19 protein-coding genes and 2 pseudogenes are annotated in these 17,966 nt (G+C 69.7%); 6 read left to right on the top strand and 15 right to left on the bottom strand.

What is annotated here, in order from left to right:
- Positions 1–181 precede the first annotated feature (181 nt).
- The 6 genes and pseudogenes from EES43_RS20555 to EES43_RS20530 form a co-directional block, all read right to left on the bottom strand.
- Positions 182–580, bottom strand: a pseudogene (locus EES43_RS20555) (SAM-dependent methyltransferase); the annotation flags it as partial.
- A 108-nt stretch (positions 581–688) separates the two neighbouring features.
- Entirely contained in the window at positions 689–1,870 is a 1,182-nt protein-coding gene (locus tag EES43_RS20550; RefSeq protein ID WP_241192485.1) for a methyltransferase domain-containing protein, read from the bottom strand.
- Positions 1,871–2,348: 478 nt separating this feature from the next.
- Positions 2,349–2,549, bottom strand: a complete 201-nt coding sequence (locus EES43_RS20545) for a hypothetical protein (RefSeq protein WP_124270063.1) — start codon at positions 2,547–2,549, stop codon at positions 2,349–2,351.
- Positions 2,550–2,639: 90 nt separating this feature from the next.
- Positions 2,640–3,488, bottom strand: a complete 849-nt coding sequence (locus EES43_RS20540) for a helix-turn-helix domain-containing protein (protein ID WP_124270062.1) — start codon at positions 3,486–3,488, stop codon at positions 2,640–2,642.
- Between the two features lie 10 nt (positions 3,489–3,498).
- Positions 3,499–4,017: a DUF6879 family protein gene (locus EES43_RS20535; RefSeq protein ID WP_346774301.1), complete on the bottom strand. Its 519-nt coding sequence runs from the start codon at positions 4,015–4,017 to the stop codon at positions 3,499–3,501.
- Complete coding sequence (locus EES43_RS20530; RefSeq protein WP_124270060.1) at positions 3,998–4,264, bottom strand: hypothetical protein; 267 nt, start codon at positions 4,262–4,264, stop codon at positions 3,998–4,000. The genes EES43_RS20535 and EES43_RS20530 overlap by 20 nt, the downstream gene beginning before the upstream one ends.
- A gap of 166 nt (positions 4,265–4,430) precedes the next feature.
- Here EES43_RS20530 and EES43_RS20525 point away from each other — a divergent pair, with 166 nt between their 5' ends.
- A complete protein-coding gene (locus EES43_RS20525; RefSeq protein ID WP_124270059.1) occupies positions 4,431–5,111 on the top strand; it encodes a hypothetical protein in 681 nt (226 codons plus the stop codon).
- A gap of 1,565 nt (positions 5,112–6,676) precedes the next feature.
- On the opposite strand, the gene EES43_RS20510 is transcribed toward EES43_RS20525, so the two are convergent.
- The 5 genes and pseudogenes from EES43_RS20510 to EES43_RS20490 form a co-directional block, all read right to left on the bottom strand.
- A complete protein-coding gene (locus EES43_RS20510) occupies positions 6,677–7,177 on the bottom strand; it encodes a hypothetical protein (RefSeq protein WP_124270058.1) in 501 nt (166 codons plus the stop codon).
- 1 nt (position 7,178) lies between these two features.
- Positions 7,179–7,415 carry a hypothetical protein gene (locus tag EES43_RS20505; RefSeq protein ID WP_124270057.1) on the bottom strand — a complete coding sequence of 79 codons (237 nt, stop codon included), beginning with the start codon at positions 7,413–7,415 and terminating at the stop codon, positions 7,179–7,181.
- 95 nt (positions 7,416–7,510) lie between these two features.
- Positions 7,511–7,798: a hypothetical protein gene (locus EES43_RS20500; protein ID WP_124270056.1), complete on the bottom strand. Its 288-nt coding sequence runs from the start codon at positions 7,796–7,798 to the stop codon at positions 7,511–7,513.
- 475 nt (positions 7,799–8,273) lie between these two features.
- A complete protein-coding gene (locus tag EES43_RS20495; RefSeq protein ID WP_124270055.1) occupies positions 8,274–9,854 on the bottom strand; it encodes a recombinase family protein in 1,581 nt (526 codons plus the stop codon).
- 49 nt (positions 9,855–9,903) lie between these two features.
- Positions 9,904–10,269 (bottom strand): annotated as a pseudogene (locus tag EES43_RS20490) (class I SAM-dependent methyltransferase); the annotation flags it as partial.
- Positions 10,270–10,401: 132 nt separating this feature from the next.
- On the opposite strand from EES43_RS20490, the gene EES43_RS20485 reads away from it, so the two are divergent.
- A complete protein-coding gene (locus tag EES43_RS20485; protein ID WP_124270054.1) occupies positions 10,402–11,022 on the top strand; it encodes a CGNR zinc finger domain-containing protein in 621 nt (206 codons plus the stop codon).
- Here the strand turns inward: EES43_RS20485 and sodX are convergent.
- Positions 10,935–11,363 (bottom strand): nickel-type superoxide dismutase maturation protease, encoded by a 429-nt coding sequence (gene sodX, locus EES43_RS20480; RefSeq protein ID WP_124270053.1) that lies wholly within the window; start codon positions 11,361–11,363, stop codon positions 10,935–10,937. The genes EES43_RS20485 and sodX overlap by 88 nt on opposite strands.
- A gap of 176 nt (positions 11,364–11,539) precedes the next feature.
- Here sodX and sodN point away from each other — a divergent pair, with 176 nt between their 5' ends.
- From sodN to EES43_RS20465, 3 genes are all read left to right on the top strand, one after another.
- Positions 11,540–11,935: a superoxide dismutase, Ni gene (sodN, locus tag EES43_RS20475; RefSeq protein ID WP_124270052.1), complete on the top strand. Its 396-nt coding sequence runs from the start codon at positions 11,540–11,542 to the stop codon at positions 11,933–11,935.
- A gap of 257 nt (positions 11,936–12,192) precedes the next feature.
- Positions 12,193–13,374 carry a DUF1266 domain-containing protein gene (locus tag EES43_RS20470; protein ID WP_124272080.1) on the top strand — a complete coding sequence of 394 codons (1,182 nt, stop codon included), beginning with the start codon at positions 12,193–12,195 and terminating at the stop codon, positions 13,372–13,374.
- Complete coding sequence (locus EES43_RS20465) at positions 13,371–14,552, top strand: DUF1266 domain-containing protein (RefSeq protein ID WP_124270051.1); 1,182 nt, start codon at positions 13,371–13,373, stop codon at positions 14,550–14,552. Before EES43_RS20470 ends, EES43_RS20465 begins: the two co-directional genes overlap by 4 nt.
- A 34-nt stretch (positions 14,553–14,586) precedes the next feature.
- Here EES43_RS20465 and EES43_RS20460 read toward each other — a convergent pair whose 3' ends face one another.
- From EES43_RS20460 to EES43_RS20450, 3 genes are read right to left on the bottom strand one after another with little or no spacing between them, the layout of a single operon-like run.
- On the bottom strand, positions 14,587–15,465 hold the full coding sequence (locus tag EES43_RS20460) for an NmrA family NAD(P)-binding protein (RefSeq protein ID WP_124270050.1): 879 nt from the start codon (positions 15,463–15,465) through the stop codon (positions 14,587–14,589).
- A complete protein-coding gene (locus tag EES43_RS20455; RefSeq protein WP_124270049.1) occupies positions 15,462–15,830 on the bottom strand; it encodes a DUF952 domain-containing protein in 369 nt (122 codons plus the stop codon). The genes EES43_RS20460 and EES43_RS20455 overlap by 4 nt, the downstream gene beginning before the upstream one ends.
- 58 nt (positions 15,831–15,888) lie before the next feature.
- Positions 15,889–16,842 (bottom strand): LysR family transcriptional regulator, encoded by a 954-nt coding sequence (locus EES43_RS20450; RefSeq protein WP_124270048.1) that lies wholly within the window; start codon positions 16,840–16,842, stop codon positions 15,889–15,891.
- A gap of 270 nt (positions 16,843–17,112) precedes the next feature.
- Between EES43_RS20450 and snpA the strand changes: the two genes are divergently transcribed.
- The gene (gene snpA / locus EES43_RS20445) at positions 17,113–17,778 is read left to right on the top strand and encodes a snapalysin (protein ID WP_124270047.1); all 666 of its coding nucleotides are present in this window, start codon (positions 17,113–17,115) and stop codon (positions 17,776–17,778) included.
- Positions 17,779–17,966: the final 188 nt, after the last annotated feature.

Here is a 17,966-nt window from a genome sequence, read left to right as displayed (position 1 = left end):
TCCGCGCGAGGTGCTGACCAACCCGCAGCACGACCGGACGAAGTCGTTCCTGTCGAAGGTGCTGTAGGCGGCTGCTGTACATGCTGTACGGCGAAGGGCGGCACGGACACCGGTCCGTACCGCCCTTCGCCGCCTCCCGGACCCCGTACGGCCCTTCGCCGCGTCCCCAACCGGTACGGGCTCACTTCACGGCGAGCACCATCGTGTCCGAGGGCGAGGCCCAGACCGCGCGGGCCTCGGCGAAGCCGGACGCGCGCAGGGTGCGGGCGTGCCAGTCGGCGGAGGGCATGTCGCCGTCCGCGTGCTCCCCGTAGATCGCGAACCGCTCGGCGGTGGGACCGGCGAGCACCGGGTCCGCGGCTGCGACGGCCCACCACGCGGCCCAGTCCAGCGCTCCGGCGGCCTTGGCCCGGTCCATCGCGGCGTGGCGGTGGGCGCGTTCGGCGGCGTTGATCCGGGGCGTGCCGGTGTCGATCATGTGGTCGGCGTTCATGAACACCCCGCCGTCCCGGACGAGGCCGCCGATCTGCCCGTAGAGCGCGGCGAGGGGGTCGCTGTGCAGCCAGTGCAGGGCGGTGGCGGCAGGAACACCCTCTAAACACACACTCTAGCCAGAGGGTGCGTCCGGGCACAGGGAAACCCCGCCCATGCGCCACGGGGCAGCGCACAGGCGGGGCGGTCTTGCGGGTCAGCCGGTTGGGGGGACGGGCCGATCGGGGGTGTCCAGCCACGCGGACTCGCCCGTTTCGGTCACAGTGAGCCCGAACCGCTCGGGCCCGGGACGGCCGTGCAGCAGCCACCAGGCGTGCGCGGCTTCCACTTCGTCCCACAGTCGGCGCGGGCCGTGCTGCCACACGGTGAACCGGTCGTCCGACTTCCCGTCCCAGTCCACGGCAGCCCACGACGTGGCGTCGGTCGTGGCGACCCACAGCCGGGATGCAACCCCTTCCACGTCGGGGTTGTCGTGCCACGTCCACCACACGTCACGGAGCTGTAGCCCCATGGCAAACTGCGCGGCCAGGTCGTCACCGGCCGCCCGCCACGGCGGAAGGGTGGTGCTCGACTCGGCGGGCTGGTGGTCGTCGCGCACCACGTCCCGGAAGATCCGAAGGTCGGTGCGCTGGTTTCGCATGAGCATGAACGCGGAGTGCGGGGAGAACGGGCCCGACGCGGTTCCGGTGTCGTCCACGGTCATGCGCAGCAGCCCGTAACAGACCCACGGGCTCTCCCACGGCGTGAGGATGACACCCCCGGACTTCACCTGTGTGAGCCACGGGCGAGGGACGGACCTTACGGAACACGTCGCCACGAGCCGGTCATACGGCGCGTTGCCCGTGTAGCCCTCAGCCCCGTCCCCGGTCACTACGGCGGCAGCAACGCCCTCTTTTCGCAGACGTTCCCCGGCTTGCTCCGCCAACGCGGGGTCGACTTCCACAGTCGTCACGCTCCCCGGGCCGGCGACATGGGCCAGGAGACCCGCGTTCCATCCCGTTCCGGTGCCGATCTCCAGGACCCTGTGTCCCTCGCGCACGTCGAGCATGTGCAGCATCCGGAACACGATGCTCGGGGCGCTCGCGGACGACGACGCCCACCGTTCGCCGTCCTCGGGGTCCTCGCCGTCGTTGATCTGCGTCACGACGGAATCGTTGGCGTAGACCGCGCGAAGCCACGTTTCCGGGGCGTCCACCCGGTTGCACGGCTCCAGGCCCTCACCCAGGAAGATGCGCTCGGGGACGAACGCGGACCGGGGAACATTCCATGCCGCACGCTCCCACTCGGGCGTCACCGGCGCGTCCATGTCGTCGTTCACCGCGCCGAGCAGACCGCGCAGGGCGATTCGCTCGGACGCGGCGAGTTTCGGTGTCGTCACCTGCGTCAGTCTTCCTTCTTGTGCTTCGGCGGGTCCTTCGGCTTGGCGGTGTCGGACGACGGCTTGGACGTGCCCGGGTCCTTCCCCCCGGAGTGCTGCCCGTTGCCCCCGCTGCCGCCCTTACCCGTTCCCCATCCCATGGTGTTCCCTCTCTTGTTTACGTACGGATCTTGGGAACCCGCCCGGTGGTCTCACGTCCCCACATGGGCCCCACCGGGCGGGGGTAGTGCACCCGAGCGCACCGGCTTGGATCGCGCAAAGCGAGCTCGGGAGTCCTCTGGGCTACTCGACCCCGCCGGAGAACTTCGGCGGCGTGGTGCCCGGCGGGAAGTACACGACCCCGGACCGGGGATCTTGGGCCCCGCCGTACTCCGTCCACCAGCCCTCGGGAGAGCCCTTGTACGGGCTGTCAGGGCTCTCACCAGCTCCGGGGCCGGTAGCGGCCGCACAGGACCTCTCTGGAGCCGTGCAGGGGGCATCAGGCACCCCGGTACGGCTTGGCGCACTTGCTGTGCCGGTAGACCACGGCGGGCGGTCCGGACTGCCGTTCCACCGACCCCCGGCGGCAGGGCTCAATCACCCCGATCGGCTGGTTGCACTCGGGGCAGGTCACCCCCTCGGGCGCGTACGTGGCGTACTCGTCCCTGCGGGCGTCCGTGTCTCTGGTCGTACTCGCCATCGATGGTGTCCCCTCACGTGGTCCGACGCAGACCACGCTAGGGATGGGGAACCCTCAACTCCCATGCGATTGCACAAGGTTGCACGCGGATTATTCGAGCGCTTCCAGCGCCGATGTGATGAGCGCACGGGCAGGGGCGCCATAGACGGCCAGCGCTGCCAGTTCCGTGAACGTGTCGGCGTACATGGCCACCTCGCTCGGTTGCGTGATCGTGAGGTAGCCGGAGATCAGTTCAACGTTGACTTGGGCCGTGTCGTAGATCCAGAACCCCTCAGCCGGCCAGCGCTCCCGATCGGGCCGCATGGGGACAACTCCCAAGCTGACATTGGGAAGTGAAGCAATCGAGATCAGGTGGCCAAGCTGCCCGGACATGACCTCGGTACCGCCGATTCCGGCCCGCAACACAGACTCTTCAACGAGGAACGCGAACAGCCGGTCGCCTTCGTACAGGACCCGCTGACGTTCCATGCGGGCGGCCACGGCGTCGGCCACATCGTCCACCAGGCCGCGACGACGCTGGATCGCTTGGAGCGCTGCCGTGGTGTATGGCTGCGTCTGGATCATGCCGGGCACGAGCCACGACGAGTAGGACCGGAAACGGCGGGTCCGCTGATACAGCGGCAAGCGCGCTTCCTGCGCCTGCTTGAGCCCGGCCCTCTCCATGCGGCGCCAGTTGACCCACATGCCCTCAGCTGTCCGCAGCGAGGCAATCAGGTCCTCGGCCTGATCCTCGGCACCACACGCCTGACACCAGGCCCGAATGTCGTAAGCGGACGGGGGCGTCTTGGCATTCATGATCCGGGACGACTTGGACCGGCTCCACCCGCAGCGCTCGGCGAGGTCGAGACCGGTCAGCCCGGCATCCCGGCAGAGATCCGCGAGACGTTTCGCGAGAGCCTGCCGGGCCTGCTGGGCGCTGGAAGATGCAGAGACAGCCATGGGTACGTGATCAGGTGGGCCGGTACTCCGCGTGAGGAATCGCGCGCTCCCACGCTGCCTCATACGCGCTGACGTACTGCGCGGCCAACGCCGGATCGTGCACGACTTCCATACGCGGGCCGGTCCACTGCCCCTCCCCGCTGAAGTGGTGGAGGATCACGGTTTCCTCGTCCATGACCCACCCGTCCAGCGCGGGGAGCAGCAGATCACGCGCCCGCGAGCGAGGCAGCCAACGGACCTCCTCGCCGGCTGCGACGTTCGTAAAGGTGCCGTCGTACTCGTACCGGACGTAGTCGCTCAGCGGCTCGGAGACCACGCGCAGTCGGCGCATGACGACACCCCGGGCGGTCGTCTCGGCCACCACGTCCAGCCACGACCGCCACCACGACTCGCGGTCTGCCGGGTCGTACCGGTGCCCTTCCTGCCAACGGATGAACTCCGGGTCGTCCCGCATGTAGCTGTCCCGCATCTCAAGGTGCATCGCCGAGCGCTGCGCCTTGGCGAGACATTCACGTACCGCTGTTGCCACCGTTGCCCTCACTGTCCGGACGGGGGATGAACTGGAGCATGTTCGCAGGAAGCCGGATCACGGTCTCGTGGGCCGGAACGTCCGTCGAGTGACCCGGCACCGAGCCGACTTCCTGCGCCTGCCGGATCGTCTCCTCGTCAGCCTTCCACGACTGGATGATGAGGTCACCGGTGGTGTCGTCCAGCCAGATCGTGGGCGAGCCGTCATCGGGGGTGTTGGGCCAAATCCCCAGGAACTTTAGGGCCATTGGGCACTCTCCTAGCGAGTCGGTTGCACAGACGTGCACGAGCCTCACCCCTACGGCTGGCAGGCGCAAGAGGGCGGGTCCAGACGCCAACGAAGCCCGAGCCCGGGTAGAAAGAGTTGCGCCGATGAGCCATGCACTGTCAGGGGTGGACCCTACGCTCAGAGACATGGACGCCTCATCGACCATCGCGCTCGTCGCCCTAGTGATCTCCGTTCCCACGGCACTGACGACATTCATTTACAGCCACAGACAGACAGCGACGGCAGCCAGAGCCAACGCGCTCACGGAAAAATCGCAGCGCGAACAAGCAGAGCCGTACGTGATCGCCGATATCCGACCTAGGGTGCCAGGGTCCTCACTCATGGTCTTCTCCATTGAGAACATCGGCCCAACGCTGGCGCGCGACGTACAGATCACGATCGATCCGCCCTTGAGAACCACCCGGGGAGAGGAACGAGACGCTGCCATAAATCGCGCGATCACAAGAAAGATTCCGACGCTTCCGCCTAAGCGGACTCTCCTTTTCAACCTTGACGCCGGCTTCAAGTTCTTCGACTCCGACCTTCCTCTGCTTTATACCGTGACGGTCGACTCATTCGGCCCGTTCGGCAAGGTAGAGACCTTGACTTACATCATCGACCTAGAGATCCAACGCAGCACTGGGCTTGATAGAGAGTCCTTGGAGTGGAGCACGCACGTCATGGCTGAGCAGGCAAAGAAGTCAACAAAGGCTCAGGAGAATCAAGCGGGCGCATTGAGCTTCCTTGCGGAACAAATCAGAAACGAACTGGAGTTGAGAAGGGCGGTAGACACTGAGCCACCCAGCCTTGACCCAGCGCCGGAGTAACAACCTTCTCCGAGGGCGGAACTAAGGCCCACCGAAACACCCCAATGAGCCATGCGAGTTTTTCGCCTCCCTGCCGCTCAATCTCGGGAGGAGAGGGGAGTACCCCCCTGGTCAGAACGGCGGGCGTTCGTTCGCCTCGCGCCGTGACCGTGCTTCCGCAGCGAACCCGCCCGGCTGATTGCGTGCGGTCTCTCGGTTGTGACACCCGACGCACAGCGGACGCAGATGCTTCGCCGCGTCAGGGCTCGACTCACCCCGAGCGATCAACTCGCGGCGCGACAAGGGGTGATGGTCCGCGACGTTCGCCGACTGACCGCAAAGCACGCACCACGGGTTCGCGTACAGGTATGCGCGCCGGACGCGCTGCCACCACGTTGTGTAAACGGCTCCACCACGCGAGGCACGGTCCGCGTTCGCTTCCCTGGTGTGCTGCGGGCAGCGACCACCCAAGGGGGGTCAGCTCGGGGCACCCGGGGACAGAGCACGGGGGGCGGGGTCGTCGGGGCATGGGGCATCTCCGAACGCGAATTGCTTACCCCATGGGGTAAGGAAATGGTCAATTTGTCATCTGCTGTACTGGTGCGATGAAGACCGAAACGCGCGGCTATACCGGCCCTCCAGCATTCGAACTCCGCTGCGGGGGACTGCACTTGACCGTTCAGCGCGTCCCCGGATGGCTCGTGGCAGCTCTCGCCACGGCCACCGGTAGCGGGCTCGCGGCGTGGTTCACGTCGCGGTGAAGCGCTCGACTCCGGCCCGGGTGAGTGCCCAAGATGATCTTTGGCGTCTTTGGCGGGGCTGCTATGCCCATGGGCATAGGGGATGGCCGTTTCATGCGCTCTCATAGAGCCATGCCGAACGACACCAAGCACCCTCCAGCCCGCTCCGCCTTTGAACTCCGTTGCGGTGGTGTCCACTTGACCATTCAGCGCGTCCCCGGGTGGCTGGTGGCAGCCCTCGCCACGGCCGCAGGAAGCGGACTCGCAGCATGGCTCACCTCGCGGTGACATATGACGTCATGACTTGGAAGAAGTCATACAGAAGTCAAGGCAACGTCATAGCGAACAGGGCATTCAGCAGTGTGCAGTTGCGACATGTGCCAGCAACCCTGCAATGCCCCGCTCTGTCCTGTGCTTGAAGTTCGCATCGGCGGTGTTCGACTGACCGTCCAACGTATCCCCGGATGGCTGGTCGCAGCCCTCGCCACCGGCACGGGGAGCGGGCTCGCCGCATGGCTCACGTCGCGGTGAAGCCCTCTGGGACGTGCAGCGGCCCCCTGCCGTCAACTCGGGGCATCCGGGTATCGGGCAGGGGGTACGGGGCTTACGCGGCATGGGGGCCGTTCGGGGGGATCACCGGGGGATCAATCGGAGTTCCGTCCGGGTGGCGGGGTGTGAGGTCTATAGCCGTGCGCCGGCCAGCTTGCCGCATGTGCTGAACTCCCCTCGGCATCACGGTCTCAGCATCCGTTGCCGTATCCGCCCACGCGGGCCGCCCTTCTGCATCACGGGGGAAGTGCGGGTAATCCCCGTCCGGCCCGGGGTCGAGTGCGTCAACCGCCATCATCAGTCCTTGGTTTCCAGGAAATCATCCCGTGTCTTCCGGAGTTCTTCGGCGAACTCTGCTGCCTTCTGTGCAGCCATCTTTTCGGCGTGGCTCTCAATGTCGTTGAGAATGGCAACGGGGTAGTAGCGCTGTTCTGGAACGGTCACGACTTCCTGCAAAGCCCGCTGCGCTCGCTGCGCCTCATCGAGAACGTGCCTGCGCTTGTGACGAGCTGCACGAAACTCGACATAGGCAGCGAACCAGGGTTCCTCTGCCAGGAGTTCGTAAAAGCGGTCTCGGGCACCGTCGCCGGAGCTTGCAGCCTCCCTCGCGCGGTCCGAATAGGTGCGGGAAAATTCATGGTCGTAAATTTCTCCGCGCTCGGCCCTGCGAGTCGCTTCGGCTTTCTGTGCCGATGCCAACTCGGCCTGTGCGTCAGCGAGCGGGGCGGACAGCTTTTCCGCCTGTGCGCGGAGCTTGGCCACGCGCTCAGCGGCCTTCTGGATTTCGTTGGTAGTCATATCAGTTGTTCCCCTTGTTCACATCGACACCGTGGGCAATGGCATTCTTCTTGTCGTTCTCGTAGTACCCGAGGCCCATTCGGATCGTGGGGCTGATCCGGTCGTACGCGTCGGGCTGCGAGTCGCGCAGGGCGGCGAGCCTTTCCATATGCTCGTTCCGCTTGAAATCCATAGCGCGGTTCCGGTCGTTGTCTGCGAAGCCGTCCAGAAAAGCGACTCCGTTAAGAGGATTACTCATGTCTTGTCCTTGTCTCTGGGCATGAAAACCCCCTGCGTTTTGGCACGTCAGGGGTTCGTGAGTGGAGCTGTGTGGTTGTGGGCGAGTGAAGCGTGTTACGCGATTAGCGCACGCGCGGCCATCTGCGTCGCCTGGTAAACGCCCGTCCTGCACTCCGCCGAGCAGTACAGCGGACGGCGGCCCCGCCCTACGTAGTGCAGTTCGTTGGAGCAGTTCGGGTGCGCACACGTACCGGGCCCCGCGTCCTCGGCTCGCTGCCGTGCGTCGGTGACGAGAGCGAGGGCCGTACGCGCGGCGGCCTGGTCGCCGTTCAGTGCGTCCCGTGCGGCGCTCTCAGCGCGTCGCAGGAGCGCGCAGACCTCTATGTGCCGTGTGGTGTTCATCGTTCCTCTCAGGCGGGTTTCAGGTGCAGTGACGGGCCCTGAACGTGGTTCGTATGGACGGAAGTTGCTCGCGCGTTCCGGGGCCGGTGACCCCGAGACTGGGTCGCTTCCTGGTTCACGGATAGTAGGGACCGAGGGTTGCCCGCAAAACTATTCAGGTCAGGCGAATCGGACACCAAGTGTGATGCAGGCAACATTTCAATGCGCCGGAATCCTCGGCGGCCATCGTCGAGTGGACGGAGAGCAGCGAAGGGGTGTCGAGGGTGACGACAGAGACCCTCTGCTCTCTTCTCTCTAGGTTTTTCTTGGCTTCCCCCAAAACAGTCGAAGTTCGACACCCTCAACACCTTTTCGCCCCTCGCTGTTGCGCGGCCCCGTCATGACTCGGCCCGTTGGTCGGCCCCGCTGCGGGCACAGCAAAGCCCCGGCGGTCCGCGAGGAACTACCGGGGCTTCGTCAGTAGGAACGTCAGAGGTCAGAGGGCTTCCGCAACATCCTCCAACTCAGCCAATGCAGCCGTCTCGGCGTGGTCGCGCGCCGTGCTCTGCTCTGCCGCCCTCTGCTCCGGGTCGAGTCCGGTCACACGCACTCGGTGCTTGGTGCCGCGCGGGTGCAGCGTCACCCGTACGTCGTACTCGTTCAGGATCTCCCTACGGGCGACGTCGTCCGGGGCGGTCTTCCAGTCGTCCGCGATCGTCCGCCCAAGGGGCATCCACCGCATCCCCGCCGGCCGCTCGGGAAGCCGCTTGAGATCTTCGATCTCTTGCGTCATCCGGGCGTACTCCGTGCGGTACCACTCGGTGTCGCCCTCCGACTCGTACAGGCCCGCCTGACGGTCTCCACGGAGCCGCGTGCGGTCCGCTTCAATCTCGGCGATACGAGCGGCGTAGCCGGTGCCGGGGTCGAATTCCTTACGCATCACCTGGTGGTCGCCGTACTCGGCCAGGAACCACGTCGACACGTGCTCGTCCAGCATGGGGACGGACATCGTGGGGGCGGGCTTGCACCCGACGGACGACGGGATGCCGCGCGTGCGCGCCGTGCAGCCGTACGACGGATTCTGTCCCGTCCGGGCCACCATGTAGAGCCGTTGGCCGCACCCGCCGCAGAACGTAATACCCGAGAGCAGACGCACCCCCTTCGGCGCGCGGGTCCCGGTCCACTTCGGAGCGGTCTTCCTGATCAGCGCGTCCCGGGTGGCGTGGTCCCACAGCGGATCGGCGATACGCACCGCGTGCCCGTCCGGGCCGATCACGGGGCGCTCGTCGTGCATGAGGTAGCCCAAGGATGCTTCGCTGGTGAGCATCCGCTTGAGAGCCTTGGCGTTCCACAAGGTGCCCTTGGGCTTGCGTCCGTACATCACGGCGCGGTGGTCGGCAGGCGACAGCACGCCCGCGCGGTTCAAGCGAGCGGCTTCGGTGTGGACGGTCACCGTTCCGGTCTCGTCGGCGAGGATGCGTTCCGCGACGTCTCGGAGGATGAGGGAAGCCACGGGGTCCAGCTCCACTCGGTCGACGTTGCCCGTCGGGATGAGCCGTACAAACTGATACCCGTACCGGTTCTTCTGCTTCGGCTGTCCGGCGCTGCGCGCCCGCTTCGTCTCGTCCCGGTTGCGCTTCTGGATCGCGCGAAGCTCCATCTGCGCGCCGAAGGACTCCATAGAGAGCCGCATCTCATCGGCGGGGTCGTCCAGGTTCCACGGTCCGTCGTGGCCGTAGGTGATCAACAGGCGGCCCGATTCGTGGACCATGTACGCCGTGTTCAGTACATCCCGCTGGTTGCGCCCGATCCGGTCGACCGCCGAGCCCGCGATCCCGTAGTACGGGCCCATCTCGTCACGGAGCCACGGGCCGAGCTTTGGACGCGTCACGGGGTCGGTCGCACCCGACACCTCCCAGTCGTCCGCCCACGCGATGACGTGCCCGCCGACAGCTTCCACGGCGCTGAGCACCTGGCCGAGCTGCTTTTCCGGGCTGTTGGTGGAGTCAGACTTGCGAGAGAGGCGACGTACTCCCACCAGGCACTTACCGCACCCGTCGTACTCCGTCGTAATCATGCGATCCATCTTGCGCGAACTCCGCTTCCGCACGCATGTGCGTTTTGCGGGCGCTCCCGGTGAGTACGGCGTCGTAGCGGTCGTGCGGCAGTCGCGCCGTCCAGCCGGGGTCCTTGAGGTCGGCGGTGACGAGGGTGACCCGGTCGTCGCCGTCGAACGTTCCGCGGGCGATCGCCAGGAGCGCGGGATCGAGGTCGACGCCCGTGCTGGTGGCCTTCGGGAACCGCTGGAGGAGCCGGTCCGTAATACTTCCCGTACCGCACGCGAGGTCGAGCACCCTCGGTTCCGGGCCGGCGAACGCCTCCACCATGTCGAGCATCACCCGGAAGCGCTCCTCGCGGTCGGGCATGTACCACTCCTGCTGGCGGTCCCAGCTCTCCTGCCAGGACCGCCAGTCGGCGCCCGTCGCCGCCACGCCCGTCACGCTGTCCTCCACGTCCGTCACGCCACCCTCCGATATCACTCTCGATGTAAGACTCAATAGCCAATCCGGACCATTACACTTGGCTCTCGCAGCGACTTTAGACCGATCCCGTAAGGACTACAAGTGGAACTGGACCATTACTCGGACTACGCCGTGCGTCTGGTCAACACCGAGGAGCCCGCGCGCGGCAAGGACGCGCTCACCTCGGTCGAGGCGGTCCGGGAGCTGTTCGGCGCGAACCAGCAGGCGGCCCGGCGCGCGACGGACGCGGACGTCACCCGCTTCCGCTCCGTACGGGGGCGGCTGCGCGCGGTCTTCGAGGGGGCGGAGAGCGGCGACGAGACGCTCGCGGTGGACCTGCTCAACTCGCTGCTCCTGGAGTTCCCGGTGAGTCCGCAGATCTCCGGCCACGACACCCGGGACCAGGACGGCCGGCCCGACTGGCACATGCACCTGGCCGACCACCCGTCGAACGTGACCGCCGGATACGCCGCCATCGCGGCCATGGGCCTGGCCTTCCACCTCACGTCGCACGGCGTCGACCGGCTCGGCCTGTGCGAGGCGGCCCCGTGCCGCAACGCCTACCTGGACACCTCCACCAACCGCTCACGGCGGTACTGCTCGGACCGCTGCGCGACCCGGGCCAACGTCGCCGCCTACCGGGCCCGCAAACGCGAGGAGGCCGAACGCACCGGCCGCACCGCCGAGGCGGCCCAGCCCAGCACCGCCGCCACCGACGTCTGACCTCTGGCCGGCGGCCGGTACCGGGCCCGCACCACGGCCAGCACCAGTTCCTCGGGCACCGTGCCGTAGTCGGTGCTGTCCCCGCCCGCGAACGTGTTGTCGCCGCGCACCCACCAGCCGCCGGCCCGCCGCTCGGTGGCCCGCTTCACCACCAGCAGGTCCTGCTGGAAGGGGTGACGCAGGATCACCACGTCCCCGGCGCGCACCCGCGCCCCGTACTGCACCAGCAGCAGATCGCCGTGGTAGAGCGTGGGCACCATCGACGGCCCCGTCACCTCCACCACCCGCAGCGACCTCAACGCGCCCTGCCCGCCTCCCGGCCACCGTCCCGGCTCCGGCATCCTCGGCACCTCCCGGTCCCTCCTCCCGCACAGCGTCCCGCGCCGCTCCGCACGTTCGGCCGACGCCCTGATTCTCACCCCGGACTTTTGACCTAAGCCCCCGGGGCAGCCGCGGAAAGCGGCACTCCACGGAGTAATGTCCCACCTGAGAAGACGATCACGAGGAGGACAGCTCCATGCTTTCCCGCCTGTTTGCCCCCAAGGTGAAGGTCAGCGCCCACTGCGACCTGCCCTGCGGCGTGTACGACCCGGCCCAGGCCCGCATCGAGGCCGAGTCCGTCAAGGCCGTCCAGGAGAAGTACCAGGCCAACGAGGACGCGGACTTCCGCACCCGCGCCGTTCTGATCAAGGAACAGCGCGCCGAGCTCGCCAAGCACCACGTCTCGGTGCTGTGGAGCGACTACTTCAAGCCCCCGCACTTCGAGAAGTACCCGGAGCTGCACCAGCTGGTCAACGACACCCTGAAGGCGCTCTCCGCGGCCAAGGGCTCCAACGACCCGGCGACGGGGCAGAAGGCCCTGGACCTGATCGCCCAGATCGACAAGATCTTCTGGGAGACCAAGAACGCCTGACCAGTCGCTGAGCGGCCGGACCCGTACTTCCACGGGTCGGGCCACCCACCTGACCGCACCCGGTCCGCCGGTCGCCGAGAACGGCGGCCATGGCGGACCGGGTGCGGTCGTCAGAGCGCGCAGTATGGTTCGTCACGGCCGACGCCCGACAGGTCCCTGACCGTCCGGTGCGGCGGCGGAGCCCGTTTCGTAGGATCGCCTCCGTGACAACGGGGAGCGGGGCAGGGGCCGCGGCGCACGCGGTCGACGGGGCGGGGCTGCGGGACGGCGGGGCCGGTGAGCGCGGCGGCGGGGCGCGGCCGGCGTTCGACGTGGCGCCCACACGGATCGAACGGGAGCTGGTTCTCGCGGTCGCGGGCGGCCGGGACGAGGCGGTGCTGGACGCGCTCGCGCGCACCCGGCTGTACGTGCTCACCCCCCGGCTGCACGCGGACGTACCCGGCTGGACGCCGCCGCTGCCCACGATCCGGGACGGGGCGACCGGCCGGGTCTGCGTGCCGGTCCTGACGCCGGGCGTGCTGCCGCAGTGGCATCCGGAGTGGGTGTTCCGCGAGATGGGCCTCGGCACGCTCGCCCGGACCTGGCCCTACGACGTACGCCACCTCGCGGTCAACCACGGCTCCCCGTCCGCCGTGCTGCTCGACGCGCGGCCCCGGCGGCTGCGGGCGTGGCTGAAGGCCGAGGCGCGGTCCGGCGGGCCGCGCGAGGGCGTCCTGCTCACGGACGCCGGCGGGCCGCTGCGCGGGCCGCTCGCGCACGGGCTGGCGCTGGGAGCGCATCTGGCGGTCCACAACGGACTCGTCTGGAACCGGCTCGGCGCCGTCTACCAGGACTACGCGACGGACCGCGCCCGGCTGAGCCGCCCGTGGGGCGTCGAGCACCGCGCCGAGTACCGCGGCCGGCTCGACTCGCTGATGAAGTACCGGCTGGTGGGACGGGTGCAGGAGACCGTCCTGCGGACCCGGTGCGCCCTGGCGGCCCGGCTCGGCCGCGCACCGGCGGTCGAGGAGTGGTCCGAGGCGGTGGACCGGGCGTTCGCCGGGCGCGCCGGGGCGGACCGGGCGGAGGCGGCGGAGGCGCTGCGGCGGGTGGTGCGGTACGAGGAGCGGTTCCGCGCCGATGGGGTCCTCGCCCCGGACGGGCGGGTCGACACCCTGGCCGCCTTCGACCTCGGGCGCGCGGTCAACGTCGTACGGCTCGCGCTCGGGGCCCGGTACGGCGATCCGCGGGAGGCGGAGCAGGACGTGCTGCGGCTGGGCGAACTCGCCCGCCGCGCCTACCCGTCCTGGGCCGCCTTCTCGCTCGGCTACCTGCTGGCCCGGCTGGTCCACTGCGACGACGCGGACGCCGGGGAGCGGGCCTACCGCGACTCGCTGGCGCAGCACCGCGTCCTCACCGAGGACCCCGCGAGCCCCTTCCGGAACATCCCGTGGTCATGAACCCGAACGCGCCTGCCGCCGCCCCCTGGCCGCCGCCCGCCCCCTGGGCCCCACCGTCCGAGACCGAGCACCTGCTCCACGAGGCCGGGCTGCGGGGCGATGTGCCGGGCCAACTGCGGGCGCTGGCCGGGGCGGAGCTGTACATCCCGGCCCCGCGGGCCGAGGCCGACGCCGATCCGGAGACCGTCACCTGGCGCGTGCACCGCGACCCGGCGGGCTTCGCGTGCCGGCCGGTGCTCACCCGGGGGATGCTGCCGGCGTGGCATCCGGACTGGGTGTTCCACGGCGTCTCGCTGCGCTGGGCAGCCGAGTTCGGCTGGTCCGATCCGCGGCTCCTGCTGGGTGTGAACGTGGGAACGCCCGCCCAGTTGCTGCTGCCGACGGGCCCGGCCGATCTCGCCCTGTGGCGGCGTTCGTACGCGGAGACGGACCGGCCGCGCAAGGACCGGCTGCTCGCGCTGCGGCACGGCGCGCTGCGCGGGCCGCTCGCGTACGGGCTGGCGTGCGGGGCGCATCTGGCGGTCGGGAACGCGGTCCCGTGGAACGAGGTCGGCACGCTCTACCGCGCGTACGTCACCGAGCGCGATCTGCTCCGGGAGTCCTGGGGGATCACCACGCGCGAGGAGTGGCAGCGGCAGTTGGCGTTCCTGCTGGACGCCGACAACAGCCCGCCGGAGCCGGAGTTCGTACTCCGCGCCCGCGAACAGCTCACGGCGGCTGCGGGCGGGCTGCCGTCGGCGGACCTGTGGCGGGAGACGGCCGCCGGGCACGCGCAGGACCTGGGCGCGGACCCCGCGGCGGTCAGGGGCATCGAGGACCTGGTGCGCCGCGTCCTGCGCTACGAGGCCCGGTTCCGCGCGGACGGCCTGCTGCCGCCGGACGGCCGGGTGCGCACGACGGTGGCGTACGACTACGGACGCGCGGTGAACCTCGCCCGCTGGGGCCTGTCGGCGCGGTTCGGCACACCGGCCGAGGCGGAGCAGGCGATCGTCCACGCGGGCGCGCTGAGCAGGTCGGCCCACCGGTCGTGGGAGGACTTCTCGGCGGCGTACGCGATGGGTCGGGTGCTGCGGTTCGACGAGGAGGAGTACGGACCGTTCTACGAGCAGAACGTCCTCGCCCACCGTCTGCTGACGGAGAGCGAGGGCAGTCCGTGGCGTCATCTTCCGTGGCGTTGAGCCCGCGGCCGGGTGTGGCGGGCGGGTGCGCGGCTCAGGCGCCGGGCAGCAGGTGGCGGTAGCTGTCCGGGTTCTCGGCGAGGTAGCCGGCGAATGTCTGGGCCGGGTGCCCGGTGAGCGTGGGCACGGCGTCCGACACGGCGGCCAGTTCGCCCCGGGCGATGGCCTCGTAGGAGGTGACCCAGCCGGCCACCTCCCACTCCTCGGCCTGTCCGGCGCGGGAGGCGTAGGCCGCCTCCCTGCTCTCGGGTTCGTAGCGGACGGTGCGTCCGGCGGCGCGGCTCAGCTGCTCGGCCGCTTCGGCGAGGGTCAGGGCCTCGGGGCCGGTGAGGTCGTACACCCGGCCGTCGTGGTCGGTGCTCTCGTCGAGCAGCACGGCCGCGGCGGCGTCGGCGATGTCCGCGTGCGCGACCGCCGCCACCCTGCCGTCGCCGCCGGGCCCGCGCAGCACGCCGTCGGGGCCGGTCATCGCGGGCAGCCCGGCCAGGTACCAGTTGTCGCGCAGGAAGGTGCGGCGGACGTCGACGGTGCGCAGGTGGGCCTCGGTGTGCCAGTGGTCGCGGGCGAAGGTGAACGTGGCGTCGGGCGCGGCCCCCTGGAAGGAGACGTACACGATGCGTTCGACGCCGACGGCGACGGCCGCGTCGATCGCCGTGGTGTGCTCGCGGACCCGGTCCGGGCTCTCGTGCGCGGAGACCAGGAACAGGGTGTGCGCCCCGTCCAGGGCCCGGCGCATGGCCTCCGGTTCGCCGTAGGGCGCGGGCGGCGCGTGGCCGGCGCCGGGCAGGTCCGGCAGGCGTGCGGGGTCGCGGCCGAGGAGCCGTACGGGCACGCCGACCCGGGCCAGCCGGCGGGCGACCCGGCCGCCGACCGCTCCGCTCGCTCCGGTCACGGCGGTGAGGGGTCCGGTCACCGGGCTCCGCCTTCCTCTCGTCGCTCCTCGGAGGCCGCCTGGGACGCCGGCCAGGGGCGGACCTCCACGACCGCGTCCACCGGAAGCGGTCCGTACACGTGCGGGAACTCCTCCCCGCCCGGCTCCATCGCCTCGTAGCGGACCGGGGCGGTGAGCCGGGCGGGGTCGACGACCAGCACCACCAGGTCCCGGTCGTCCGACCCGTACAGCATCCGCACGACGCCGGGGAGTTGGTGGGGCAGCGAGCAGTGGATGAAGCCCTCCTCCTGGAGGGTGCGACCGCGGGTGGACATCTCGTACGTCCCGGTCCCGCGGGCCGCCTCCCACAGGGGTGCTTCGGCGAGGTGCAGCAGTGGCTCGGTCATCGGGCCACGCTAACGCCCCGGTCCTCGGCGCGTGCGGCGGCGCGAGGCGGGCTGCCGGTCAGGCGGCGTGGGCCAGTGGGCTGCGGTGGCGCAGCAGCCACTCGTGGTAGCCGCTCGAACGCCGGGCGGCCTCCCGGTAGGCGGCCTCCAGTTCGGCGTAGACCCCGGCCATGTCGGCCCCGGGCCGGGAGACCAGGAGGAGGCGCACGGCGAGCGGGTCGTCGCGCAGCGGCCGGATGACCGTGTCGTCGCGGGGCCCGGAGGTGGGCTGGCAGAGGGCGACGGCCTCGCCGAGCGCCACGAGGGAGGCGGCGGTGAGGTAGTCGCCGTGCAGGACGGGCGGGTTCAGTCCGGCGGCGCCGAGCATCCGCCGCACTCCGTCCCACTCGCCGTCCACGCTCGGGTCCACCATCCACGGGTCGCCGGCCAGGTCGCGCAGGTCCACCACGCGGCGCCGGGCGGCCGGGTGGGTCCGGGCCAGCGAGATGAACTGGGGTTCGCGGTCGAGCAGGACGCGCTGTTCCAGGCCCTCGGGGACGGCGAGCGGGCTGCCCTCCACCTCGTGGACGAAGGCGACGTCCAGCCGGCCCGCCTCGACCGAGCGCAGCAAGGCGTGGGCGGAGACGTCGACCCGCAGCGAGATGTCCGTACCCGGCATCGCCACCCGCAGCCGGCGCAGCCAGCCGCCGATCACCCGGCTCGCGGTGGAGCCGATGCGCAGCCCGGGGCCGCGCGGGCGGGCGGCCTCCGCCTCTGCGAGGGCGTCGTTGACCAGCGCGCTCATACCGTCGACCAGAGGTCGGGCCCGGCTCAGGACGGAGCGGCCCAGCGGGGTGGGCCGGCAGCCGGTGCGTTCCCGGCGGAAGAGTTCGGCGCCCAGCGAGTTCTCGATCCGCCGCAGTTGCGTGGTCAGCGAGGGCTGGCTGACGCCGAGACGGCGGGCCGCCCGGTGCAGACTGCCCGCGTCGGCGATGGCGCACAGCGCCCTGAGATGCCTCACCTCGAGCTCCATGCAGCGGAGACTATGACCGTCCGCACCCGCGCACCAGCTACAGCAACCCCATCAAAAAACGTCAATTCAGGGACTGTTGGGCGGCCCGACATGTGAGGATGCCGTGGCCGTCACGTGCAGGTGACGGCGATAGGACCGCGTTATCGGGGTTTGACATCATCCCCGCCGCAGGTTCGCTCCTCCAGACTCTCCCCCGTACCGCCCCCGCACTCGTCCGTTCGCCGGACACCCCCACGGTGCGGGTACATCGGACAGGTAGGAGAACCCCCCATGAGACACCTCCGGACCGCTTTCGCCTCCGCCGTCGCCGGTCTCGGCCTCGTCGCCGCCCTGGGCACCGCCCCCGCGATCGCCGCCGCTCCCGCCCCTGCCGCTCCCCCCGCGGCCGCCGCGGACGTCGCCGGATACACCGCCTCGTCGACCGCGAACGAGCGGGCCAACCGCGCCTTCTTCGACGCGGTCCTGAAGTCCGTCGCCGAGAAGCAGGCGGCCAAGCCCGGCGTCCAGGCCGTCACCGTGGTCTACGACGCGTCGCAGGCGCCGACCTTCAGCAGCCAGATAGCCAGCAGCACGCAGATCTGGAACAGCTCGGTCTCCAACGTCACGTTGCAGGAGGGCTCCAACGCGGACTTCACGTACCGCGAGGGCAACGACCCGCGCGGCTCCTACGCCAGCACCGACGGCAAGGGCGGCGGCTTCATCTTCCTGGACTACGCCCAGAACCAGCAGTACGACGCGACGCGCGTCACCACGCACGAGACGGGCCACGTGCTCGGCCTGCCCGACAACTACGCCGGCCCGTGCAGCGAGCTGATGTCGGGCGGCGGCCCCGGCACGTCCTGCACCAACGCCAACCCGGACGCCAACGAGCGCGCCCAGGTCGACTCGCTCTGGCAGAACGGCTTCGCCGCCGCGCTGGCCGAAGCCACCCGCTGACCGCCGGGGCCGTCACCGGACCGGCGTCCCGCCCGCACCCCGGCGGGCGGTGGTTCGACGACGGCCCCAGGAACGCACACGCACACCGCCGCGCACGGCCGCGGCACCGCACCACGCGGCTGAGGCCGGCCGGTCCCGTGTCCCGGGGCCGGCCGGCGCCCCCACCGAACAGGGGCCGTTCCGGAGAC

It is taken from the genome of Streptomyces sp. ADI96-02, assembly GCF_003846185.1.
Taxonomy (GTDB): domain Bacteria; phylum Actinomycetota; class Actinomycetes; order Streptomycetales; family Streptomycetaceae; genus Streptomyces.
Note: the sequence above shows the minus strand (reverse complement) of the source record. Positions and strands in the feature narration are given on the sequence as shown.

Bases quoted from the DNA above. Each gene is read 5' to 3' on its own strand.
- EES43_RS20545 (WP_124270063.1), bottom strand. From the start codon at position 2,549: ATGGCGAGTACGACCAGAGACACGGACGCCCGCAGGGACGAGTACGCC.
- EES43_RS20540 (WP_124270062.1), bottom strand. From the start codon at position 3,488: ATGGCTGTCTCTGCATCTTCCAGCGCCCAGCAGGCCCGGCAGGCTCTC.
- EES43_RS20530 (WP_124270060.1), bottom strand. From the start codon at position 4,264: ATGGCCCTAAAGTTCCTGGGGATTTGGCCCAACACCCCCGATGACGGC.
- EES43_RS20525 (WP_124270059.1), top strand. From the start codon at position 4,431: ATGGACGCCTCATCGACCATCGCGCTCGTCGCCCTAGTGATCTCCGTT.
- EES43_RS20510 (WP_124270058.1), bottom strand. From the start codon at position 7,177: ATGACTACCAACGAAATCCAGAAGGCCGCTGAGCGCGTGGCCAAGCTC.
- EES43_RS20505 (WP_124270057.1), bottom strand. From the start codon at position 7,415: ATGAGTAATCCTCTTAACGGAGTCGCTTTTCTGGACGGCTTCGCAGAC.
- EES43_RS20500 (WP_124270056.1), bottom strand. From the start codon at position 7,798: ATGAACACCACACGGCACATAGAGGTCTGCGCGCTCCTGCGACGCGCT.
- EES43_RS20495 (WP_124270055.1), bottom strand. From the start codon at position 9,854: ATGATTACGACGGAGTACGACGGGTGCGGTAAGTGCCTGGTGGGAGTA.
- sodX (WP_124270053.1), bottom strand. From the start codon at position 11,363: ATGCCGGAGCCGGGACGGTGGCCGGGAGGCGGGCAGGGCGCGTTGAGG.
- sodN (WP_124270052.1), top strand. From the start codon at position 11,540: ATGCTTTCCCGCCTGTTTGCCCCCAAGGTGAAGGTCAGCGCCCACTGC.
- EES43_RS20465 (WP_124270051.1), top strand. From the start codon at position 13,371: ATGAACCCGAACGCGCCTGCCGCCGCCCCCTGGCCGCCGCCCGCCCCC.
- EES43_RS20455 (WP_124270049.1), bottom strand. From the start codon at position 15,830: ATGACCGAGCCACTGCTGCACCTCGCCGAAGCACCCCTGTGGGAGGCG.
- EES43_RS20450 (WP_124270048.1), bottom strand. From the start codon at position 16,842: ATGGAGCTCGAGGTGAGGCATCTCAGGGCGCTGTGCGCCATCGCCGAC.
- snpA (WP_124270047.1), top strand. From the start codon at position 17,113: ATGAGACACCTCCGGACCGCTTTCGCCTCCGCCGTCGCCGGTCTCGGC.